This is a genomic window from Marinobacter sp. S6332, from assembly GCF_023016045.1.
In the GTDB taxonomy this organism is placed as follows: Bacteria; Pseudomonadota; Gammaproteobacteria; order Pseudomonadales; family Oleiphilaceae; genus Marinobacter.
Genome location: NZ_JALKAP010000009.1, coordinates 55,588 through 77,789, shown reverse-complemented (window position 1 = coordinate 77,789; position 22,202 = coordinate 55,588). Strand labels below are relative to the sequence as shown.

At 51.7% G+C, this 22,202-nt stretch carries 18 protein-coding genes; 4 read left to right on the top strand and 14 right to left on the bottom strand.

Features of this window, described 5'->3' with window-relative positions:
• Positions 1 to 2: 2 nt before the first annotated feature.
• A complete protein-coding gene (locus tag MWU62_RS13650; protein WP_247115425.1) occupies positions 3 to 2,570 on the top strand; it encodes a CHASE2 domain-containing protein in 2,568 nt (855 codons plus the stop codon).
• Between the two features lie 46 nt (positions 2,571 to 2,616).
• Here MWU62_RS13650 and MWU62_RS13645 read toward each other — a convergent pair whose 3' ends face one another.
• The 11 genes from MWU62_RS13645 to MWU62_RS13595 form a co-directional block, all read right to left on the bottom strand.
• Positions 2,617 to 3,015: a fibronectin type III domain-containing protein gene (locus MWU62_RS13645; RefSeq protein ID WP_247115424.1), complete on the bottom strand. Its 399-nt coding sequence runs from the start codon at positions 3,013 to 3,015 to the stop codon at positions 2,617 to 2,619.
• A 178-nt stretch (positions 3,016 to 3,193) separates the two neighbouring features.
• Complete coding sequence (locus MWU62_RS13640; RefSeq protein ID WP_247115423.1) at positions 3,194 to 4,405, bottom strand: hypothetical protein; 1,212 nt, start codon at positions 4,403 to 4,405, stop codon at positions 3,194 to 3,196.
• 219 nt (positions 4,406 to 4,624) lie between these two features.
• Entirely contained in the window at positions 4,625 to 5,173 is a 549-nt protein-coding gene (locus tag MWU62_RS13635) for an outer membrane beta-barrel protein (protein WP_247115422.1), read from the bottom strand.
• 328 nt (positions 5,174 to 5,501) lie between these two features.
• Entirely contained in the window at positions 5,502 to 6,350 is an 849-nt protein-coding gene (locus MWU62_RS13630; protein ID WP_247115421.1) for a hypothetical protein, read from the bottom strand.
• Complete coding sequence (locus MWU62_RS13625; RefSeq protein WP_247115420.1) at positions 6,340 to 7,584, bottom strand: hypothetical protein; 1,245 nt, start codon at positions 7,582 to 7,584, stop codon at positions 6,340 to 6,342. Before MWU62_RS13625 ends, MWU62_RS13630 begins: the two co-directional genes overlap by 11 nt.
• Positions 7,584 to 8,219 carry a hypothetical protein gene (locus tag MWU62_RS13620; protein ID WP_247115419.1) on the bottom strand — a complete coding sequence of 212 codons (636 nt, stop codon included), beginning with the start codon at positions 8,217 to 8,219 and terminating at the stop codon, positions 7,584 to 7,586. The genes MWU62_RS13625 and MWU62_RS13620 overlap by 1 nt, the downstream gene beginning before the upstream one ends.
• Positions 8,212 to 11,937, bottom strand: a complete 3,726-nt coding sequence (locus MWU62_RS13615; RefSeq protein WP_247115418.1) for an ATP-binding protein — start codon at positions 11,935 to 11,937, stop codon at positions 8,212 to 8,214. The genes MWU62_RS13620 and MWU62_RS13615 overlap by 8 nt, the downstream gene beginning before the upstream one ends.
• Before the next feature lie 154 nt (positions 11,938 to 12,091).
• On the bottom strand, positions 12,092 to 12,691 hold the full coding sequence (wrbA, locus tag MWU62_RS13610; RefSeq protein WP_200365594.1) for an NAD(P)H:quinone oxidoreductase: 600 nt from the start codon (positions 12,689 to 12,691) through the stop codon (positions 12,092 to 12,094).
• A 116-nt stretch (positions 12,692 to 12,807) separates the two neighbouring features.
• A complete protein-coding gene (locus MWU62_RS13605; RefSeq protein ID WP_247115417.1) occupies positions 12,808 to 13,506 on the bottom strand; it encodes a pirin family protein in 699 nt (232 codons plus the stop codon).
• Positions 13,507 to 13,555: 49 nt separating this feature from the next.
• Complete coding sequence (locus tag MWU62_RS13600; protein ID WP_247115416.1) at positions 13,556 to 14,515, bottom strand: zinc-binding alcohol dehydrogenase family protein; 960 nt, start codon at positions 14,513 to 14,515, stop codon at positions 13,556 to 13,558.
• Positions 14,516 to 14,576: 61 nt separating this feature from the next.
• Positions 14,577 to 15,035, bottom strand: a complete 459-nt coding sequence (locus MWU62_RS13595; RefSeq protein WP_247115415.1) for a DoxX family protein — start codon at positions 15,033 to 15,035, stop codon at positions 14,577 to 14,579.
• Positions 15,036 to 15,197: 162 nt separating this feature from the next.
• Between MWU62_RS13595 and MWU62_RS13590 the strand changes: the two genes are divergently transcribed.
• Complete coding sequence (locus tag MWU62_RS13590; protein WP_247115414.1) at positions 15,198 to 16,097, top strand: LysR family transcriptional regulator; 900 nt, start codon at positions 15,198 to 15,200, stop codon at positions 16,095 to 16,097.
• Here MWU62_RS13590 and MWU62_RS13585 read toward each other — a convergent pair.
• Complete coding sequence (locus tag MWU62_RS13585) at positions 16,057 to 16,914, bottom strand: sterol desaturase family protein (RefSeq protein ID WP_247115413.1); 858 nt, start codon at positions 16,912 to 16,914, stop codon at positions 16,057 to 16,059. The two genes, MWU62_RS13590 and MWU62_RS13585, sit on opposite strands and share 41 nt — an antisense overlap.
• Positions 16,915 to 17,044: 130 nt before the next feature.
• Here MWU62_RS13585 and MWU62_RS13580 point away from each other — a divergent pair, with 130 nt between their 5' ends.
• Positions 17,045 to 18,079 carry an AraC family transcriptional regulator gene (locus MWU62_RS13580; RefSeq protein WP_247115412.1) on the top strand — a complete coding sequence of 345 codons (1,035 nt, stop codon included), beginning with the start codon at positions 17,045 to 17,047 and terminating at the stop codon, positions 18,077 to 18,079.
• Positions 18,080 to 18,138: 59 nt separating this feature from the next.
• Here MWU62_RS13580 and MWU62_RS13575 read toward each other — a convergent pair whose 3' ends face one another.
• Positions 18,139 to 19,143, bottom strand: coding sequence for a hypothetical protein (locus tag MWU62_RS13575; RefSeq protein ID WP_247115411.1), 1,005 nt, complete (start codon positions 19,141 to 19,143; stop codon positions 18,139 to 18,141).
• Between the two features lie 265 nt (positions 19,144 to 19,408).
• Between MWU62_RS13575 and MWU62_RS13570 the strand changes: the two genes are divergently transcribed.
• Positions 19,409 to 19,990, top strand: coding sequence for a DUF2799 domain-containing protein (locus tag MWU62_RS13570; RefSeq protein ID WP_247115410.1), 582 nt, complete (start codon positions 19,409 to 19,411; stop codon positions 19,988 to 19,990).
• A 42-nt stretch (positions 19,991 to 20,032) separates the two neighbouring features.
• Here MWU62_RS13570 and MWU62_RS13565 read toward each other — a convergent pair whose 3' ends face one another.
• Positions 20,033 to 22,171, bottom strand: a complete 2,139-nt coding sequence (locus tag MWU62_RS13565; RefSeq protein ID WP_247115409.1) for an autotransporter domain-containing protein — start codon at positions 22,169 to 22,171, stop codon at positions 20,033 to 20,035.
• Positions 22,172 to 22,202: the final 31 nt, after the last annotated feature.

Below are 22,202 nucleotides of genomic sequence, written 5' to 3'. Positions count from 1 at the left end.
TCATGAACCGGGATTGGTTGCCAATAAAAACGACCCCATGGACACTCGGTCTTGCACTTTTATTCCTATTTTTGCTCGCCGAAACAACAGACTTACCGCAGCGAATTGATTACTGGCTTCTGGATTCTGCCCTACTAGCCAACCCCACTGCTGCCTCTCCGAACATCGCAATTGTGGCTATTGATGATCTCAGCCTAGCCCGCCAGGGCCGCTGGCCATGGCCTCGCGAAACCCACGCAAGCTTGATACATAAACTGCATCAAGCTGGCGCAAAAACCATTGTGTTCGATGTTCTGTTCACCGAACCCTCCACGGATGATCCCAAGCTCGCAAGCGCTATGCAGGCCCACGGGGATGTAGTGCTGCCAATTCATCTGGCACCCTCAAACCCGCGTTTGCAGCTAAGCGAGCAGCTACCTCCCGGTAACTTGATATCAGCAGCGTCACGCCTAGGCCATGCACACGTTGAGCTGGATTATGATGGCATTGCCAGAGGGCTTTACCTATTTAATGGCATGGAGCGCCAACTATGGCCTAGCCTCGCACTTGCGGCCTCGGGCGCCAGCCCCCGAGAACCCGATACACAAGGGTTACCGGCATTTATAAATGTACGAGACGATTACCGGGTTGTGCCGCTCGCAGGCAGGGCGGGCACGTTATTCACCTACTCCTATAGCGATGTGCTTAACGCGGCACCGGCACCCGATGCCTTTCACGGGAAAACGGTCTTTGTTGGCGCCACGGCAGCCGGGTTGGGAGACATCTTGCCAACGCCCTTTTCTGGCCTCAGCCAACCCATGTCTGGTGTGGAGTTCCACGCCAATACGCTTTCAGCCATTCAACAGCAGCGCCTAATCAGCCCAGCCCCGAAATGGACGGGCATAGCCCTCGCCTTGATCACACTTGTGGCTCTGGCTACCTTGGTACCCCGAGTGCGCCCGGCGCGCACGCTCTTGGCATGCATCACCGCTGGCGGCGCCATTCTAAGTCTGTATTTAGTATTGCTGCACACACTCAATATATGGCTTCCTGTGGCTCACGCTTTGATCATGCCTCTGGTCGCCTTTCCTGTTGCCAGCGGCATGCGCCTAGCGATGACCAACCACTTTCTGAACCGCCAGCTGGACGAACTGGTGCGCACCCCCAGAGTAGCGCTACCCGAGCCGGCAAAGCACCCAGCGAGCCAGCTCCTTGAACACTTCCAAGCACTGTTTCAGCCGCAAGGCTGGCTGCTGACGGAAGCTGCCGACATTCTATCGAACCAAAACCTGAACCTGACGGATGTCCCCGCCAATCTGAAGGCGGGGCTATGGCATCACAGCGGCAACCAAAGCTGGATCCGGCTCGACCGTGGCAACGTTTGCTACACCTTAGGGCTTATCCTACCCAACAATTTGAACCTAGAAGCAATGCAACGCTACCTGCGGCGCCTTAAGCTCTCAAGCACAGAAGCCTTCGAAAAAAGGCTTGGCCCCAGCGAGAATATTTCAGCTCGTATTGAACGGGTTAAAGTAGCTACAGAGCGCTTAAACCACATGCAGGAATTTATCCGGCGCAGTTTCGAGCGTATGCCGGATGGCATCATTGTGACCGATGAACTTGGCATCATACGGTTCGCCAACGGCCACATTGAAGAGTGGTTTGGCGAACCCATGCCCAGCCTTGGCGGGCTCCCCCTAACCCGGCTTTTAGAGGGTCACGACCCACGCGAAACACCACCCTGGTACGAGACCGTTTCTGAAACGCTTACGATGCTGCAAAGCCGCACAGTGGATCTAAAAATACGGGATAAGGATTTTCTCATCCATTTTGCCCCCTTCGCCCTCCCCGATAGCGTGCAATACGGCATCATTGCCAATATTTCGGATATATCCGAGCTGAGAGAACAGCAGCGCCAGCACCGGGAGGCGATTGACTTTATTTCCCACGATGTGCGCTCTCCTCTGGTGTCTCAACTGGCACTTATTGAGCAACTGAAACGCGACCCCACTCACATTGACCGAAGCCAATTGGAGCAACTTGGGCGGTTAGCCAGACGAAGCTACCATCTAGCTGAAGAGTTTGTGCAGCTGGCCCGTGCAGAGCAGCTCACCGAAACCCGCTTTTACGAATGCGAGTTTTTAGCCATTGTTGAAAATGCCCGTGACAGCGTTAGCGAGCAAGCAGTAGAGAAGCACATTGCCCTACAACTGCAAGGTACAGAGGATTTGTGGTTAAGGGGAAATGCAGAACTGCTCGAAAGAGCCGTTATCAACCTGCTAACCAACGCCGTACAGTACAGCCCGGCCGGCTCAGCGGTGAGTATTCAAGTATTTCGTGCCGGACATCAGGCTTGCCTGACCATTGTTGACGATGGTGCGGGGATTGACCCGGAAGAACTGCCTTACCTATTTGACCGATATCGGCGCCAAAAAAGCAGTGAGCTGGCGGGCGTTCATGGAACCGGGTTGGGGCTTTCGTTCGTGAAAACAGTGGTGGAGAAGCACCGAGGCGAGATATACGTTGTTTCCCGCCCGGGAGAAGGGGCATCGTTCACGCTTAAACTTCCGATCGCCGAACCCTTACCTTAGCCGGTAGTAGCGGCAACAGTAACCAATCGGCGGATGCCGAGGCTTTCTAGAATTCAATTCCTTTACTAACCATTTCGGAAGGCGCGCTAAGCAAACCACCAGTGTCCTGAACCAGAATCGTAAAATACCAAACCCCGGCATCTAAACCGCGCACCACGTACACCATGTCCGCGTCTTTCTGGGCATCCGCAATAATGATCTCCTTATCCAAAGCGCTGGCATTTGTACCGTAGCGAATGATGTACTTATCCAGCTCGGCCATCCTTATGCCTTCACCGTTTACCCGGCTCCTTGGGGCACTCCAGCTCAGTACTGCCGTTTTTTGTCTATCAAGGGAGTTCAAACCTGAATAGGTGGGATCAGAAGAACCGCCACAGCCTGTCAGCAATATTCCCAGTGCAAATGTGGCAATCCATGCCTGTGACAGTTTGATAACGCGCTCCATAGCATGATTCCACCAATATATCGTCGCAATTGGTAAATTGTACAAAATGCAGGCATGGATCGATATAAAAACGGGGAGATTAGTAAGAGCTTATTGCGATTAGAATATCAGGATGGCCACAAGCTGCGGCATATTGCATGACCTCTCATGGAAGAGGCCATGCAACTGAACTCAGTAATTAATAACCAGTGGCCCAGCCTTGCGGAACCGAACCTTCACGAATCCGCTGAGGGTGGTCACCAACATCTATTCGGGCGACTTCTTCAGCGCGATCTATGTTGATCACAGATATCTGGTCAGTGCCACTCCAGGATACGAAGCAGTTTTCTCCGGATTTATCGCGGGTGATCCAGTAAGGCTTCTCCCCAAGACCTTCCAGAATTTCGTACTCGAAACTCTCACGATCAACAATCGCCACGTAATCGCTCATGGTGCCCGCAACACAAAGCTTTTCATCGTTGCCGCCCATAGAAATGCCGTGGTGGGCAGAATCATTCACATAGCGCTCAACAGGCATGTTTGGAACCAAATTAGGCAAGTTGGCTACGCGGGTGATTTGGTCATTCTCCATATCGTATTCCACGAACCCGTGAAAAAATGAAAGCTGAAAATAGAAGAACTTCTCATCTTCGGTGTGCGCCATCGGACGAATCGCCGGGCTCATACCGGGGTAGCCCGCCTCTGCCAGCTTGTCACTGATATCAAAGCTTTTGATTTCCTCAAGCGTATCGGCATTCACAACCTTGAAAATACGATTCCCCTTGATATCCCTGAGCGCACCCCTATCGGCCAATGTGAATACGTGGCCAATACTGGCGTGATAGATTTTATTGCCATCTTTGGAGTAAACGTTTTCGTGGGGTGAATCTCCTGTAGGAAACCGCCCCCGCTCTTTGCCGGTAAGAACGTCTAGTATATGTACAACTTTGCCAGTGGAAGCAGATACGGCAACTTCGGTTCCATCAGGCGACAAAGCCATATGATCCGAACGATACCCCTCAACCTCAAAGCGCCAGACAACCCTGTTGGTTGCAATGTCTATAGCAACCACATCCGCAAAGCTGGGGCGGGAGACGATAAGCAATTTTCCGTCACGGGTGCTGTACATGTCATCCACGTATTGGTCGTTACCCTCACCGATCAGATGACGCACAATCTGGAAGAAAAATAGCTTATCCGGGCGCCAGATTATTTCCCGCAGGCGCTTTCTTCGGTCAGGAATGCCATTTATACGGCTGATCTTTTCATAGGTTTCGGCATCAATAACATCGATCATGCCTTCCCAGTTATTGCCGACAAATACTGCCTCACGGGCATTGCCCTCAGTACCGGCAAACACATTGAATGACAACGTAATGAGTAGTAAGAGAGAAACTCTGATTGGTCTCACGATTCAGTCCCTTTTTGTAGTTGTTGGTTTAACCCAGCCCAACCACTACGAGACAAAACGTCTATCCCGGTCGGCGCAAAACTGTAGCAACGCCAAAAAGCATCGTGCATGGCAGAAATGACACAGGCCCGGGCTTCTGGGCCAGCGTCGTTTTTATAGACACTTGAATCCGTGATTTCCTAAGGATTCAAGTTTTTTTGCAATTAGAGCACATTTACCTTAAAAACGAGCGGACAAGCCCAAGCCTCCAGATGCAGCAGTTACATCAGCTCCGCCAGAAAGATCTTCATAATCACTAGTACTTCGGAAATTGATCCAGAACTCCAATGAAACTGGGTTCCAGTTATAGCCAACACCTCCACCAAACATAGCGCCACTAAAATCAAGCTCCTCACTTGCACCATTCGCTTTGAGTGTTTCACTGTAAAATCCGAAAGAGCCATAAGCTTTGAAGCCGGTCGTGGCCAACCCCGTGCCCGCTAGTAGACTACCTTCAACTACATCAAGCTTTAGATCTGAGTTGTCATCAAGACTTTGCTTCGCATATGACAAACGGAAACCTAGGTTATCGTTGACAGCACCTGTACCAAAAAGACCAAATCCAGAAAAATCGTCTCTTTCAGTGCCATAATACGGAATTTCAACGCTAATAATTGTTGCAAACGAAGCAATACCTAAAGAAAAGTGCTTTTCTTCAACAGGTTCTGCCGCAACTGTCTGCGCGCTAGCTGTGGCTAAGACGGCCATACAAATCGCTTTCTTGAACATTACTGATCTCTCGCTAGTTATGGGTTATCCGTTTTAAAATCCACCACTCACTCATGGGAAACTTTGGACACACAGGGTCGACACTACGTAACTCAGAAAGCGGTAACGATCTTTTAGTGACTGGGGGGATATTTACGTGACCGACATCCATTGTCGCCTTTGGCGGGGGACGTATTTAATTCGATGTAATGATGAGCCAATACCAATGGCAGATAAAGGGGAGCAATGTAAAACTTGGTGATATTTTATTTGGCTTATGCATTCAAGCTGCTAAACCGATGCAGCGGCCTGAAAAATACAAAGACAGGCTTTGAGCTTTGGCTGAAAATTAGTAACCCGTTAGAAGTACCTTCGACATTTGCACAGAGCGTAAAACCAAATGCTCCTGCATCAAGGCGAGCTCTTCGCTCGCCATGTGGTCAGCAATGGAGAGAAGCTCTCCAGTGGCCCGGCTTCTGAGCCTTTGTAGCGCTATACATTGCTTATGGTGCACTTTCGATTGGTTAAAAGGCGTGTGCCTACCAAGTTTACGCCAGCCAGAAGGTACGAGCGTACTGCCTTTTGCCTGATCGAATGCAAGGCATTGCCCCGCAGGATCAAAATCGAAAAACCACGCCAGTTTGTCTGCGGGCTGATGGCTGACTATCTCCGCAACAGAGCGAACATTTTCCCGGTGCCCACGATACAGAATGATTGCGTTGGCAAGGGAATCCGGAAGCTTGATATCCGCCCAGTAAGGCATCAAACCACCATTTTCTATGATGACCAAATTCTGAGTTTGAAGGTGTTTAAGGTCCAGGCAGTGCGGTCGCACGCTGAGCACACTACCCGAAGGAGTTGAGGCATTTTTGCCGTTCACCTTTACAATCGCAGCACCGGCGGTCGCCAATACAAGCAGCTCACCGAAGACCGAATCCGGGCTGAGCTTTTCGCTGGCGTCGTGGTGGGCCATCGCCATGCGGCCGCCAGCGCGGGAATCATATTGCGGGTCTAACCCATGCTCGGCTTTGGCGTATTCTCGCAACCTCTGCCGCTCTTCCGGGGTGAAGTGAATTTCCTTGCCAATAACCTGCCCTACACCCGTCTCTGCGCATATCTGATCCCAGACTTTGCCGCGTCTAACGTTGGCTTTTCCAGTCCTTAGCAGACGCTCAATCGCTGCGATTTCAGCCAGCATTGTTGTGCCTTAGGGTGAGATCAGAAACCATCACATTGTCTGGAAAAGTCCGGTGTGGCATCTGATGGTAGACCACCTCGATATACTGCTGATCGCCATCCGACAAGGATTCAATTTCTGAAACAATGGCCTGCAGCCAATCGGCCTTATCTATCTCCAGTCCCGTGCTGGCCAGGGCTTCTGAGGCAAGAATACTCCGTTCACCAAGTGCACCATCAACCACCAACTGAATCAGCTCTTCGATAGCTTCTTCCACCGGGTCGTCTTCCTCAATTTCAATTTCACCCTCAACGTCGAAGTTGACTGTGGCGACGCCGTCTGGAACAGGCTTATCTTCCAGTTCTATAGCGATGGTGCGCGCCTTTGCGGCAATCTCTATCAACTCCAGATCGTCAGACGAATCGTAAATATCGCCAAAGCCCTTTATCTGGAACGGCTCTACCGTATTCAAAAACTCTGGAACATATCTCAAGTCCAGGTGATCTATGGAGGGTTCAAATCCGCGGTTGTTAATAAAGTGCGCCTCGAAGGCACCCACCATTCGGCTCAGCCGCTGGTCCTCACGCATGCGCACCAGCATTTTTCGCAGCTGGTTAAGGGCATAGGAAAGGTTCTTCTGTGAGGATTCCAAAGTCGCTGGCAAATGCCGCAATAACAATCGTTTCAGGAAGGCATCGGAACCCGCCTGCTCCGCCAACTCGCGAATACGGAAACTTTCAAACAAGGTGATGAGGCGACCCGCCCGTTCGATGACTCGCTCGTTTTCACGAAAGCGCAGTTGCAGATCGGTGATGTAGGCAAAGCCGGTATTAATGTAGGTGGCAAACGCCTCAGTGGCGTTTCGGATGTCCTCAATGACGTCCGCCAGGCATTCTTTGATTTCCCCTTCCAGCCGATCAATATCGCTCAGAGCCGATCGCTTTTTAGCTTCTTTATATTCCAGAAACAGTTCACTGAGTTGCTGCCAAAGAATATCCACCTGGGCATTGGCGTATCGGCGCCGCTCAGACTCGGTGATGTGATCCAGAAACTGAACCAGCACCTTCTTCAGCTGCAGATCTTCGTTGTCACCAATCCGCCAAACCAGGCGGTGGTGCTCAAGGGTTTCGATCAGGCCAAGGTTGTCATCGGAATCCGGCACCCGGTTACCGTTACGCAGGTGCGCCTCCAGAATGGCTTCGCCATACTTGGCAAGCGCACGAAGGGTTCCGTGGGCATCATGAGCGCGCGCCATCAGTGCAGCCTCATTTGCTCGGAATCTGTATCGTCAGAGCCCTGAATGCCTTCGTGGGTCTTTATGAATGTCATGGCGTCGTACAGCCAACTCCAACGGCCGGTGGCTCTGAAAAGGCTGCCGCTGGTACCTACGGCCTTCAAGTAGCCCATCTTTTCCAGGCTGGAAAGCACCGCACGAATCTGGCCGGCAGAATCTGCTCGCTTGGTGTGAAATACCCTTTTCTCCGCCAACGATCTCAGTTTCGACTCCAGTGCTGGCGCTGCCGCAATGCGATCCAGTATGGCACCTTCAGACAGCTTGTCGCCGGGCAGTATCGGCCGATCATTTGCTTCCAGCATCATCACAAGTCGCAGGAACTGCACAAAGGCTTCAAGGTTGTTGGCAACGTCCCGGAACTGGTGCCGAATCGCATCTTTGGTGTCTGCGTCTGAAGTATCCAGATACGCACAAACGAAGGCATCGTGAGCGCTGGTCTGACGAAGCGTTCGGTTTATCTGCCCCAGAAAGCGATTCACAGAGTCCTGATTGGCGGGCATCAGCAGGTAGTTGTAGAGCTCATCATCACTGACTTCACAGATAACCCGCTCCTGCAGCAAGGCCGTTACGGTTCGCTCGAACAACGGACTACTCATGGTTTGCCTCCTCTGCTGTTGAGTTATCATCCTGGCTCACGCTGGAGAATAGCTCCGCGTGTTTTCCTTCAATCCCGGAGGATTCGTAGGTGTGAATCCGTCCCTGTTTGAGGGAGATCTTGTTCTCAAAGAACTTCCTCAAGCTTCTGTCGAGCTTAGGGCAGGCAGAAATCATCGTCAGATTGTTGGCTTCCAGCATATCTGCAAGATGAGAGATGTTGTTGGGGCTGAGTGTGCCCAGTTCATCAATGGGCCAGGTGATACGCGTGTTCAAATCCGGGCACAGGTAACGGGTGAGCCCCATGAACACGGTCATGATGGCCAGATAGGTCAGGCCAGTGGAACTGGCTGACAGGAAGTCCGCATCGGTGCGGATGACCACCTGACGATCGTTTTCTTTCATTTCCAGACGCATGTCTATCATCGATTCAACGCTGTCTTTTACCTTGGCATCACTGAGTGTGTCTGTGACCAGTTTAAAGCGCCGCAGAATGGCATCACTGGGCAAAGAGCGCCGGTTCATTTGAATCCAGTTTTGCCATTGATCCACAAACTCCTTCAACGGCTGCCAGGTTTCGTCCTCGTAAATTCTGGGTTCGAGCACAACCTGTATATCGCTCAGGCTTTCTATCTGCTGATCGGTATTAATTTTTCTTTTCAGAAGGCTGGAAACCGCCTTCACTTCTCTAGCCATGACTTCCAGGCTGTCGAAATACTTCACCAGGCTGCCGGCTTCCGATACAAACTGGTCAATCAGTGCATCGCGAAGCTGGGGTATATCGGTATCCAATAACTCTCGCAAATCCGGAACCCGCGCCAGCTTGAAGCTTTCCTCATGGTCCAACACCTCGCCCGTCATCTGTCCGCGCCGATAGGCTGACAGCTTCTGCCACGCCTGCTGGATTTGGGTGTTGTCGTATCGGTTCAGGATTGCTGTTGCCTGATCGAACGTGCCCACGACCTCCCTGCGCAGCTGCTCCAGTTTTTGGTAAGCACCCTGAAGCTCCTGGGTAAGATCGGCCATATTGCCCGGAAAACCTTCGGAGAAGGTATTCGCCTGAAAATGCTTGAGCACGGCATCGGCCGCTTCCGTTTGATTCCTCAGGTTCTTGATTGCCGCTTGATGCTCGGCAATAGATACCTTCAGCTTGTTGTCCTGCTCCTTCCACGCGCGCTCTGCTTGCTCTCGGGTACGCGCGGCAGCCTCACACTTGGCTTTGGCCTGATTGGCTTGCTCGGTAAGCACTTCAACCTTGCACCACTCCTGCTCGCGCCATTTGCGATAGCCACGAACAAGGTCTTCAGACGCCACAATGGTTTCGACGGTGTCTTTAAGCTTGGCTAACGCCTCGCGAGCCTTCTGAACTTCTTTTGGATCAATGCCCTCCTCCGAAAGGCGCTGATCGTATATCTGGCGTTTGCTCTTGAGCCGGGCTTTGTGGTCGGATTCTGCGGTCGCAATTAGCTCGCTTTGGTGGTCTATGCTGGATTGCAGCTCAGACTCTTTCTCCGCCCAATGAGCCCGCATGTCCAACACTTGTTGCTGGAATCCGGATTCAACCTCTCGCACACCTTCGCCCGTTTGCTCATCAAAGGCCTGAAGTTTCCTCTGGACGGCCTCAAGCTCGTTGGTGATCTTTGCGATCCGGGCAGCCTGCGCTTCTTTGACACGCTGGCGCACGTTAGCCAGTTTATTCTGCGCGTTATCGCGGGCACGTTTGAACAGCGAGAACTCGGTTTCCAGACGATCGGCAGCGGCGGCTCGCTCCTTGTAGGTTTCATGCCTGCGCTGAGCCTCACGCTCGGTTTCCGTCCGTTGTTTGAACGCTGCCTGGCGCTCTGCATCTATGCTCCGGCTGCTTTCCTGCAAGGCTTCTTCAGAGGCGGCAAAATCCGGAATGGGCAAGGCATCCAGCGCAAGCTGCCAACCCATAACAGCCGTGCTATTCGCCTCATGATCGCGGGTAGGCGCAAGGTGTTTTCTGTGCAGCAGGTCGGGATTGACGACCTTCGCCAGGTGGTTGCCCCACTCAGGGTCCTGGGCGCGAAGACTTGATAACCAGGTGCCGTCTTCAGGAGCAATCTGTCGCTGCAGTTCGTTGAACCTGTCTTCCAGCACCTGGACCTTGTCATCCATTTGCTGAACCTGATCCTGTGCTGTTTTCCAGTCCCGGTCTGCCTGATCTCTTTTACGCCCAGCTTCCAAGCGATTTTCATGGGCTTGGGACACCTGATCCGACGCTTCTTCTGCGGCCTGCTCCGCAATTGCAATTTCCTGCTGCTCAGCTTCCGTTTGGCCAGGATTCTCCCTCAGTGCTAACAGGCGAGCCTGCTCACTCGTTAGCTCCGAGCGCTCCTCTGAGCGACCACCTTTGTACTCGGATACCGCAGCAACCTGGTTTGTTTTGATGGTATTCAGTTTCAGGTCATAGGCATGCTTTGCTGAAGTAAGCGCGTCAGTGGCTTCCCTTAAACGCTGCTGGCGTTGGGCCTGTTGCTTTTCGTGCTCGCGCTGGATATTCAGCTTTTCTTGCTCATACTCACCTTCTATCTCAGAGGCCTTACCCGTCAGGCTGTCGTAATCTGCTTGCGCTGTTGCCAAACGCTGGCGGTAGTCGGCAAGATTATCGAAACTCTGGGCCAACTCTGAGAGCCCATCCTCTTCATATCTATCGTTCTGCTTGTGTAAAGCTGCAACTTGCCCATCCAGGGATTCAAACTCGGCATTATGATCCGTAACCTCGCGGGCCAGCTGGCGATCGCTGTCTTCAAACTCCGCTCTTCGATTGCTTCTATCCGCCTCAAGCCGCTCTTTCTGCTCCCCCAGTTCGCTGACCTTCTCTCGGGCTTCATCAACAGATGCGTGCAAGTTGGCTACTGATTTATCCGCCTGTTCATGAATTGCCCTGCGCTCAGCATCCTTTCTCAAGCATTCACGAATTTTTGCTTCTTCACCTGCAAAGGCAGAAAGGCTGCGTATATCCTCTATCAGATCTTTGCGATCAATGGCGCGAGGCTTGGCATGCTGATGGATATTCTCAAACTGGGTTTCGCAGATCATGGTCTTGAAGCTGCTTAGGAGCCGGTGTTTGTTCAACACCACGTGGGTAAGCCGTTCAATGTTGGTCATCTGGGTGTCGCTGTCACCCAGGCCATGCTCGGCAGCCATAGCGCGGAGGGCCCGTGCATCCGCAGGCAACCGCTTCAGCAACTTTTGATTCCGCTGAATAATGGCCCGGTAGCTGGTAATGGTATCGATCATTTTCGAAGGGTTAACACCCCGGCTACGTAGCGCGGCAAACACGTCATCTGCACTGGCCCCGGCTTGAAGCAACGGCTTCACCTCTGGCGAGAAAAAGGTCTCCTCAGCAGAGCCAGCCACAAACCTGTAGCAAGGCTTCCCCTGTGCATGGCGATACATCACCGCACAGTGCAGCCCTGTGCTTCGTCGGTACTCAAATATGATCAGGCTTTGGAAGGTGGGCAGGTAGTAGTCCAGAAAGGACAGTTTGCCCGATGCCTTGGTAACGATGCGCTCAGGCTCTTCGCCAAAAAATGCCGGTATCAACGCCAAGATAGAGGTTTTACCGGCCCCGTTCACGCCACCCAGGTGCGTACGTTCGTGGCAGTCGATTTTGATGGTTCGCCCCTTCACTTGCTTGAAGGAGTGATGCAGGATGATGCTTTCTAGTCCGTAGCTAACAGTCTCGCCAGACAAACTGATTTCCCCGTAACGGCAGGTCGTTCTTGATACCCGCAGTATACAGGGATTAGTTTCCGGACAAAGCTATGGAGCTGGTTCAAACATCGCTCAGCGCCGCTGGGCATAATCTATCTGCCCAACGGCTCTGGATCTCGCTATGGCAGCCGGATCAGCCTTTAAGCTTGGCTGCAATTTTTGCGACATGCTCACCCTGATGGCGGGCAATGCCTAGCTCACGTTCGTCTGGCTGGCGTGAGCCGTCGCCACCGGCAATTGTGGATGCGCCATACGGCGTGCCACCACCTACTTGCGAAACATCAAACAACGCTGGCGTGGTGTAGCCGATTGGAACGATAACCATGCCATGATGTGCCAGAGTGGTCCAGGTCGACGTGATCGTCATTTCCTGACCACCACCGGTGCCTGTCGAAGTGAACACACTCGCCACCTTGCCTGCCAGAGCACCTTTCGCCCAGAGACCGCCGGTTTGGTCGAAGAAGGTACGTACCTGTCCCGCCATGTTACCGAAACGGGTCGGTGTACCAACGATAATGGCGTCGTAGTCACCCAATTCGGTGGGTGAAGCAACAGGTGCCGCTTGATCAACCTTGCCGCCCGCGCCTTTGAAAGCTTCGGCATCCATGGTTTCTGGTATACGCTTCAGGGTAACTTCCACACCCGCCACGCTGCGGGCCCCTTCAGCCACTTCGTTTGCCATGGTTTCGATATGGCCGTACATGGAGTAGTAAAGAACCAGAATCTTCGTCATTTATATATCCCTTTTCTGTTTTGGTTTAAACGTGTACATGTTTTCAGGACAGAGGCGGGCAACACTCCAACTCAATGTAGTAGTGCAGCCCGCTTCCAACAAGCCAAGCTGGCTTCTTACGCAACATCTACCAGCACAATTTCGCTGTCTTCCAGAGCACTCACATTCAGCAATTCCTCGTCACTGATCGCAACGCCATCGCCCGCAGAAGCGACGACTCCGTTAACATCTATCTTGCCGGTTGCAGGCACCAAGTAGACTTTGCGCCCAGCGGCAATACGGTATTCAGTGCTCTTACCTGCCTCAATCGTTGCCGCCACCATCCGGGCATCCGTTCGTATAGGCAAAGCATCGTCATCGCCGGGAATACCGCTGGCGAGAGTAACGAATGATCCACTGCGCTCACCCTTGGGAAATGGCTTAGTGCCCCAGGTGGGCGGCAGGCCCGCTTCATTAGGCATAATCCAGATCTGGAAGATCTGCGTGGTTTCATCTTCTTCATTCATCTCGCTGTGGGCAATGCCTGTTCCCGCGCTCATCACCTGCACATCACCGGCCTCGGTACGGCCTTTGTTGCCAAGGCTGTCTTGGTGCGTTATGGCTCCCTTGCGGACATAGGTAATGATTTCCATGTCGCGGTGCGGGTGGCGGGGAAAGCCAGAGCGCGGAGCGATAGTATCGTCATTCCATACTCTGAGATTTCCCCAGTGCATGCGATTCGGGTCGTAATATTCTGCGAATGAAAAGTGGTGGCGAGTATCCAACCAACCGTGATGGGCACCGCCGAGTTCACTGTGGGGTCTAAGTTCAATCATTGTGTGATCTCCTGTTTCGTGTAAATCATGACGGTCAAATCATGTTGCTTTAAGGGATTAAAACGATCTTTTCAGACCCACCCTTATGTACCTTGCTGTAAGCCGCAATAGCTTCCGAGAGCGGCATCTCGGTAAAGCTGTCAGGAATAGGCAAGTCGCCATCAAACGCTGCACTGATTCGCTCAAACATCTTTGCGCAATCTTCCAAGCTGTATAGCAGCGAGTTAACCCCGATGACCGAGCCGCCACGGCGGTAAAGGTCAAGAATGGGCATGCTAATCAGCCCGTCTGCCGGTGCAGCAATAACCGCTATGCGCCCGAAGGGCCCGAGCGCCTTCACCGCAGCTGGTAGCCAGTGGCCAGTGGTATCGAAAATGACCTCCGGCGACTGCCCCTGAAAGCGAGTTTGTGCCTGCTGCGGCAGCTTCTCGGTTTCTGGTAGTTGAAACGCACTAATACCCTGTGCTTCCAACTCTTGCGCAACCTCGGCACGGCGAACACCCAGTACAACATTGGCGCCTCTGGTTTTAGCCAGCGCCTGCGCTGCCTTGGCTACAGCTCCAGCACCGATGATCAAAAACCGGGTACCCTCCGCAACTTGGGTCCGTTCCAAGGCATCCCAAGCTGTAATGTACGGAACGCCAAACGTGGCTGCCTGGGCAAAGGTAAGCGATTCCGGTTTGGGCGCCACGGCATTCGCGGGCACAACCACATACTGCGCATGACAGCCATCTTGAGTGAAGCTAAAGCCTTTACCTGTGCCGCCCCAAACTGCCTTGCCTATAAGCTCTGCTGGCCCGTCTGCAACTACACCAGAGAAATCCCTACCGGGAATACGCGGCGTTGTGGTGTAGGGAAAAAGCCCCAGCACGTTTTTCAAATCGCTGGGGTTCAGGCCTGCAGCGCGAACCTCTACCAAAACCTCGCCAACACCCGGCACCGGCTTGGGTATATCGTTAATTTGCAGCGAATCGAGTGAGCCGGTTGCTGAAAACTGTAAGGCTTGCATAATCGACCTCGATAATTAGGTTTAGAGTTTTACTTTATCCGTGAACCGTTACTGCGAAGCCTTACCGGCTAGTTCCACCGAAACGTTCCAAAAGCACATTATCCATTGCAAAGCGCCCGCCGCCCTGAACAACAAGAGCCAGAGAGACTACAACTAACGTGAGTGCGAACTCATAACCATTGTTTTCCATGAACAGACCGTTACCGATATGTACGGCGAACACAGCGATCAGCATGGCAAAGGCCGAAGCCAGCGCGGCAGGCCGTGTCAGCACGCCCAGAACCATTGCCAGCCCGCCGAAGAACTCGACACTACCGGCCATCAAAGCCATCAAGTAGCCCGGCTCCAGCCCGATACTGGCCATCCACTGACCGGTTCCTTCAAGTCCATAGCCGCCGAACCAACCGAAGAGTTTCTGAGCACCATGTGCTGCCAGAATCAGACCAACCGGTACCCGCAGAATCAGCGCAGCGTATCCGCCGTTGGAGTTGAACAGTGCTTGTGAAAGTTTGGAGCCCATGGTAAGTCCTCACTTGGTAGTTTGTTGGTTGCTCCTGAAGCCTCGCTCCAGATGATGGAACCACTTTACTATCGCCAAATCGAAAGAATAAGCGGGCTACTATTGAGTTACTATCAACACAGCGTTGATAATCAATGAAAACCGCAGAATCAGGATGAGCCAATGGACCGCCTCGATGCCATGCGCGCCTTTGTTACGGTGGTGAGTGAAGGTGCCTTTACCCGAGCCGCAGACCGGCTGGACATGTCGCCACAGTTGGTCAGCAAGTATGTTTCCCAGCTCGAAGAACACTTGGGGGTGCGCCTGCTCAACCGCACCACACGGCAGATTCATCTGACTGAGGCAGGCGCCAGCTATCACCAGCGAGCACAGCAGGTGCTACACGACATTGAAGATATGGAATGCCAGATTGGCGACCTGCAAACCGAAGCTCGCGGCCTGCTAAGAATCAGCGCGCCTGTGTCCTTCGCAATTCGCCACATGGCGCCCATGCTGAGCGAGTATCAAAAGGCTCACCCGGGGGTAGGCATCGACTTGCAATTGAATGACCGCAAAGTGGATGTGGTTGAAGAGGGATTCGATGTAGTGCTGCGTATCGGCCACTTGAAAAGCTCCTCACTGATTGCCAAACGAATTGCCCCAATCAGAATGGCGGTGTGCGCTTCACCGGACTACTTGAAGCAAAATGGCACGCCCAAACATCTCGAAGATCTTCAGGGCCACCGTTACTTGCGTTATAGCTACATAGAATTGGATTCCAACCAACCACTGCACCGCTGGCTGCTAAACAATGGTCAGAACGACAGAAATGGCATTACCAGCAACAACGGGGATGTGCTGGTGGAAGCCGCTATAGGTGGAGCGGGAATCGCCTTGCAGCCTACGTTTATTTCAGGCCCGGCCATTAAGGAGGGAAAGCTGAAGGTTATCCTACAGGAGTACGAGCCCGAGCCCATGGGGCTCTATGCGGTGTACGCGCACCGGCAGCTTCTGGCCAGCAAGGTTCGGAGTTTTGTTGATTTTATTGATGGGTATTTTGGCGATCCGCCCTACTGGGATTGAGCTCCGCCTTGCTCTGTTGGTCAATCTCGCCAGCCGTCAGCCCACGTTTCTTAGCCTTCAGGTAGCTTAAGTAGGCCGGAATGTAGGTCTTACCCATGTATTTATCGAGATAAGGCAAAAACCCTGCGTAGTTGCCTTTAAACTTGGCATGGTGGAAGTCGTGATATACCGGCCCCTGATACACAGGAAGCAGGTGTACCGGGTTCCACGGAATGTCATAACCGATGTGGCCATCAGCACCTTCAATCTGCCGAATAATCACCCACAGCCAAACCACATAAATGTGCGCGCCCAAAAGAATCGGCCCTATCAGGGTGACCGCAGCGGTCAAGGTGAACTCCAGCCAGTGCATGTAATTCCCATTAATACCACAAGTATTGCGTACGCGATGGTGCACGCTGTGCACGTTTTGGAGCAGCCACTTATTCTCGTGCATGTACCTGTGCATCCAGTAGTACAAGAAGTCATCCAGCAATACAAAAAACACGAGTTGCGCGACGATCACATACCAAACCGGCAATTCGTTATTGTGCACAGCAGTGAGCTTCAACACCGGCCAACTGAGTATCAAAAGCGCGGCCAAAATAATATTGTTTATAAGAATTCGGCCCAGAGATGGCAGCAGAAACTTTCTGACCTCAAACGGCTTCTGCTGAATTTTGTACTTTCTCAGTGGTGCTGGGTCTAACCCGGCAACAATCGTCCAAGGCGTTGCAACAATAAGGAATGCCGCCATGCTGATGGCGAGCGTAGCCATAGGAAACTGCCAAAACCAAGGGTCGTAATAAAATCCATCCCAATACCCGAGTACATTCATAATTGCTCCAGACGGGGCACTCGCTATTATTGTGTTTATATTTTGACCTGCCATTTGCATCGCATCTTAGCCTGCCCTACTCTGGCTTAATTGTTGGATTACGAATAAAAATTACTATAAAGCGGCAAGCATGAGTGATAAACCAGCCTCAAAAGCGTTAGTTAACCATCCCACCAATCATGTGGTTGGACCGTACATTCAGCCTGTCCTGCTGGCGTACCTTCAACAAGGGGGCCGGTTATCAGCGCTCGCAGATGCAGCATCAGTCACTGACCTTTGGCTAATCAACCCACCGGAAAAAATAAGGGTCGAAGATTATTTCCGGCTTTTTCTAAGCGCCAGCGATCTGGTGCAAGACCCCCTCCTCGGTATTAAAGCAGGACAAAATGCAGGGCTAGAAAACTTTGATGTTCTGGGCGAAGCTTTAGCCAATACTCGGGCCAAATCATTGACACTGGGCCACGCACTTCAACAGGTTATGACGCTAGAGCGGCTCGTTCACCGTTTGGGCACTTCTCGCATAGAGTCTGATGGTGGGCATGTACGCTTGATATGGCGCGCGCATTTTCAGCAGCACAAAGCTGCTCGACTAGTGTGCGAAAGTGTATTGGCAGGGATTATTCATTTGGCAGAACAACTGACCGGTCGACTGATTCCGGTAATGGAAGTGTGCTTTGTGCACCCAAGGCCCAATGATTACCACGAGGCGGAATACCAGCATGGGTTTAGGGCTCAATGCCGGTTCGGTCAGAGCCATAATAGCATCATGATCGCTGCCGATGTTTTGGCATGGCCTCTACAGCAGATAACACGCCCTTCCGTTATTGAGGCAGATTCCAAGCATGCGGTCGAGCAGGTAAAAAACCAGCTTGGGAAAAATTTAATGAACAGCCCCAAACTCGCTCAAATTGCGGCTATTCTGGGGCAAAGCGAACGCAGCCTGCAGCGGCAGCTGAAGCAACAGGGCACAAGCTACCAGCAATTACTGGCTGACGTTCGCTTACACCACGCACAGGATTATCTGCAGTATTCGAACTTGAGCATATTGCAGATCAGCCAGCTACTCGGGTTTAGAGAGCAAAGCTCGTTTAACCATTTCTTTTTAAGGGGCTGTGGTTCATCGCCTAAAAAGTGGCAAGAGAAGACTAAGGCCATAAAAAGCTAGCACCCCCATAGCGGGGGCGCGGAGAATTCATAACAACGAAGGTATTCAGGCAGCTGAGTTTACTCAGGCGTTTGCGTATCTTTTCCCGCAGTCGCCTCAGCCGTTTTCACTGGCGCATCGTTTTTGCCGACCCACTGGCTCGCTTTTACCTTCAGCTCCTCAAACTTATCCGAAACTGAATCCAACTTCTGCTCCCACTCCAGGTTCGGTTGCTGGCCTTCCGTAACTTTAAAGAACACCTGCATCAAAGCCGTCATCCCGAATGGCTCAATCACCGCCTGCTTAATACCCCAAGCGAATACCAAAGCAATTGCAAAGGTCAGCGGCCCGGCAGTACCAGGGAATAACGCCACCAGCCCGGCGACCGGAGCAAGGATAATCAAGAAAACGATGAAGGTTAAAAACCAGATAATCAGCGCTAGAAAGGCTGCATTCTTTAGAAAAACTTGATAATTCTGGGCGTAAAGAATCAGCGCGCTGCGGCTGGAAGCCCAAGGATTGTCGGACTGAGTACGTATGTTGTAGGCAAGGATCACTTCGTCCAGATAAGTGAGCGACAACCGAATCACGGTGTTCAGAAACTTGGCAACCGCTTCAATACCGGGGATCGGCAGAATTGCAGCCAAGGTGAAGAAAGCCCGATTGAATGATTTGAGTACACCCTTTATAAGCTGGTCCACGCCAAACAGCACAGAGGATTCGGCAAAGCGCTCTTTCACCACCGATTGCGCATGATCAATTTGGCCACGACCTTCTGGAATCTCCCCACCGTCCATCACCTCCACCAACACAGCGATGTGCCCGGCTTTGACCATATACAGAAGGTACTCGCGCAGGAAATACATGATCCCACTGGCGAGACCAAAGCCGATAAGACCGCCATAGGTACCACCAACGGCTGAATCCCCAAACACAGCCCCCGCACCATAGCCAACCCCGGCACCAGCACCGGTGATAATTACATACCCTAAAGTGATGCCAAAATAGATCAAAAACCGAAAGATCAAAAACGGCGCCGTGCGCCGGAGCAGTCCGATAATAGTTCCTACTTCAAAATCCTTCATGATTGTTACCTATCGTTCCCAGATGAGTGGATTCTATTACTATTAAACTCTTAATTTAGTAGCCGTGCACCTCCCGTCAAGCACTTGCCAGAATCCACCATTAGCCTCTCCCCTCTTTACACTATTTCGTATCAGCACAGGCGCCGTCTTCTGGCGCACATCACTGTTATTCTGCACCTGCAAAAGATAGAGTTATAAGCTAGCCAATAAGACAGCCGCCGCTACTAAGCATGAAAGTGCGGGCCAGATACGGAGATCACAGTAGATGCAAAAAGCTAACACCTTCTCCAGAAAGCCTTACTTTCATCGCATCACGCAGGCTGCGCTCATTGGATTACTTTGTATGGAGTTTTCTGGCTGCGCCACTCTCTCCGAAGGCGAGTGTAAAACGGCCGACTGGCACGAAATCGGCCGAAAAGACGGAGCCAAAGGTTATACCCGCGCCCGCTTACACAAACATTATGAAGCTTGCTCTGAGTACAATGTTAAACCACAAGACGATCCCTACTACGCGGGGCGGAAGGCTGGATTACAACAATACTGCACACCCCGAAAAGGTTTTGATGAAGGACGCGAAGGCAACCGCTACCGCAGCGTATGCCCAGCAGAATTGGAACAAGGGTTTCTCGCTGCGTTTAGCAAAGGCGAAATGATTCACGAAATTGATATGGACATAGATGCTGTCGAGAGAGACATATCACGCAAGGAGCAGCTCCTTAGCGACGATGATACATCGTCTAAGGAACGGCTCGAACTGCACCGGGAGCTGCGGGAACTCTACGACAAGCTACGTGAACTGAATCGTGATTTGTTTCGGTTGGAGCGGCTTTACTTGCTCGATCTTTGATTAAACTCTACAAACTCCCGGCAAAGTCGAGTAGCCGCGCCCCTAAAACTCCATGCGAAGACCTAGAGCGTAGGAGCTAAAATCATAGCGGTCCTGTAGCAACAGTCGTTCATAGCGAATAAAAGCTGATTGCCCGCCACCGAATACTGCGGTTAATGAGGTGCCTAAGCTCATATATTCAGTGTCTGACTCATCGGCACTAATACTGAAATTTCCGGCGGTAGCCGCATTCGCAAAGTTGTTACTGATATTATATTTTTTATTGTTTTCTTTAACATATTCCAAATCAATGCTAGGAATTATAACCCCACGGCTCCAACTGAAGGTATGGTTAATCCGCGCACCCATAGCGCTAGTAAAGCTGTTAGTATTTTGTTCTTTTACGGTAAGCGCCATGCTGCCTCCGGTTTCAGTATACCCTTCAATATCCAGGTCAGAGTATTGTAGGCGGCCGTAGACAGTGCTCTGCCAGCTCTGGTAGTTAAACTCATAACCAACACTGGTAGCGGCCGTTAATTGTCGGCTCTTGGTGTCTGAAGCCAAATCCTGTTGAACCATTGCCACATCAACACGGCGGTTGATGTCCATATCACCCTCAGTCCACATAGCGAAGCCGTCTACGTAGAGATTGTCGACTGGGTAGTAGTTGCCAAACGATATCAGGGAAATAGACTGGGCATCCTGATGCCCTTGCATCGAGGTAAAGTCCGTATCGGATTTACTAACCCCGGCGGCAGCGCCCAGCACGACGGTATTGCTAAAACGGTAATCAAGACCAAACGTCAGGCCGTAGCCGTCTTGATCATAGCTTGGCCGGGTGCTCGTATCTTTGCTTTTTCCTATACTAATATTACCATTGACGAATGCACCCCAAGGGCTTACCAGCTCACCATCGCCAGCTGCGCCGCCGCGCAAATTACCTTGCAGGGCCTGAGCCAAAGGCGTGCTTTCCCCCATGATGGCCAGATTTAAATCATCAATGCTAAGTTGATTACGTTGGTCACGAATTTCTCGCAAACGCGAACTAATATTGCTGGTTTGTAGCTGTAGCATCTGCCGCATAATTCGTGATTGCAGCTTAGTGTGACGCCCCGAGACCTGCTGTATCAGTTGCTTTTGCTGATCTGGGGACATGCTTGCGATTTCGCCACAAGGCAGAACTTCGTAATCTTGCCCGCAAGCATCAATAACAACAGCGAAGACGCGGGCCTCTTCCTCTGTGAGGTTACTGGGCATCTCAAGCTCCTCCTGCCCCGACTCCTCGCTAACATTCACCGTGACGACTGCCTCAGAGAAGCCGTTTTCTCCCCTCAAGGTATAAGCGAAGGTATCGGTTCCGATAAAATCGGTGGGAGGCGTATAGCTAATAGATGACTCGCTTTGGATAACAACCACCCCGCCCTCCGCCGTCTCGCTGATACTATCAACAACCTCATTTGCGCCCGCAAGTAGGTCATTCTCTCGGACATTCAACGTGACCGTGTCTGCGTTTTTCTGGATATCGAATGTATCGTCGACGGCTTCAAAACTGACGGGCGCTTCACCAACATTCACTGTGACGGATGCTACGGAGGTGTCATTCCCTCTCGTTAAAGTATAGGTGAATGAATCGGTGCCAGAAAAATTGGCCGGTGGAGTGTAGTAGATAGTAGGACGGTCTTCGAAAGTGAGGATCGCAACGGCTCCACCATTGGAGGTGGTCGCGTTGTCGATCGATAAAACTGGCGACGGAATAATATCATGCACAGGTTGATCATTTAACCGCACATCCAACGGCGTAGCGTCCGCATTTTCAGGCACATCGAACGTATCATCTATGGCCTGAAAAATAGCGTTAGTATTCTCTACCGTAATAAAGATGAGAGCTTCAGAAGTGCTGGTGCTGTCGGTGATCGAATAGCGGATTTCTGCAACTCCAGAATACCCAGCATTCGGTTCAAACGTAGGCCCATCGAGGGATATATTAATGTCCCCCTGACCTTTTATAAGCTCAAAACTTGCATTAGTGAAGCCGTTAAAACCACTGTCAAAGGTATCATTTTCACTCGGATAAAAGAAAAGCGTAGTGCTATTCTGCATATTGATAGAATAAAAATCATTAACGGCAGTGGCCGAAAAAACGAAGGGGCTAGTTAGAAGCAGTAACAGCGCGCTAATAACAATTTTTATTTGATTTTCCATAATCACACCGAAAGAAAATAGGTGAGCCTAA

Excerpts from the sequence above, each read along its gene's own strand:
- MWU62_RS13600 (WP_247115416.1), bottom strand. The coding sequence starts at position 14,515 with ATGCAAGCCTTACAGTTTTCAGCAACCGGCTCACTCGATTCGCTGCAA.
- MWU62_RS13585 (WP_247115413.1), bottom strand. The coding sequence starts at position 16,914 with ATGAATGTACTCGGGTATTGGGATGGATTTTATTACGACCCTTGGTTT.
- MWU62_RS13580 (WP_247115412.1), top strand. The coding sequence starts at position 17,045 with ATGAGTGATAAACCAGCCTCAAAAGCGTTAGTTAACCATCCCACCAAT.
- MWU62_RS13595 (WP_247115415.1), bottom strand. The coding sequence starts at position 15,035 with ATGGGCTCCAAACTTTCACAAGCACTGTTCAACTCCAACGGCGGATAC.
- MWU62_RS13565 (WP_247115409.1), bottom strand. The coding sequence starts at position 22,171 with ATGGAAAATCAAATAAAAATTGTTATTAGCGCGCTGTTACTGCTTCTA.
- MWU62_RS13630 (WP_247115421.1), bottom strand. The coding sequence starts at position 6,350 with ATGCTGGCTGAAATCGCAGCGATTGAGCGTCTGCTAAGGACTGGAAAA.
- wrbA (WP_200365594.1), bottom strand. The coding sequence starts at position 12,691 with ATGACGAAGATTCTGGTTCTTTACTACTCCATGTACGGCCATATCGAA.
- MWU62_RS13625 (WP_247115420.1), bottom strand. The coding sequence starts at position 7,584 with ATGGCGCGCGCTCATGATGCCCACGGAACCCTTCGTGCGCTTGCCAAG.
- MWU62_RS13650 (WP_247115425.1), top strand. The coding sequence starts at position 3 with ATGAACCGGGATTGGTTGCCAATAAAAACGACCCCATGGACACTCGGT.
- MWU62_RS13645 (WP_247115424.1), bottom strand. The coding sequence starts at position 3,015 with ATGGAGCGCGTTATCAAACTGTCACAGGCATGGATTGCCACATTTGCA.
- MWU62_RS13590 (WP_247115414.1), top strand. The coding sequence starts at position 15,198 with ATGGACCGCCTCGATGCCATGCGCGCCTTTGTTACGGTGGTGAGTGAA.
- MWU62_RS13570 (WP_247115410.1), top strand. The coding sequence starts at position 19,409 with ATGCAAAAAGCTAACACCTTCTCCAGAAAGCCTTACTTTCATCGCATC.
- MWU62_RS13620 (WP_247115419.1), bottom strand. The coding sequence starts at position 8,219 with ATGAGTAGTCCGTTGTTCGAGCGAACCGTAACGGCCTTGCTGCAGGAG.
- MWU62_RS13635 (WP_247115422.1), bottom strand. The coding sequence starts at position 5,173 with ATGTTCAAGAAAGCGATTTGTATGGCCGTCTTAGCCACAGCTAGCGCG.
- MWU62_RS13575 (WP_247115411.1), bottom strand. The coding sequence starts at position 19,143 with ATGAAGGATTTTGAAGTAGGAACTATTATCGGACTGCTCCGGCGCACG.
- MWU62_RS13605 (WP_247115417.1), bottom strand. The coding sequence starts at position 13,506 with ATGATTGAACTTAGACCCCACAGTGAACTCGGCGGTGCCCATCACGGT.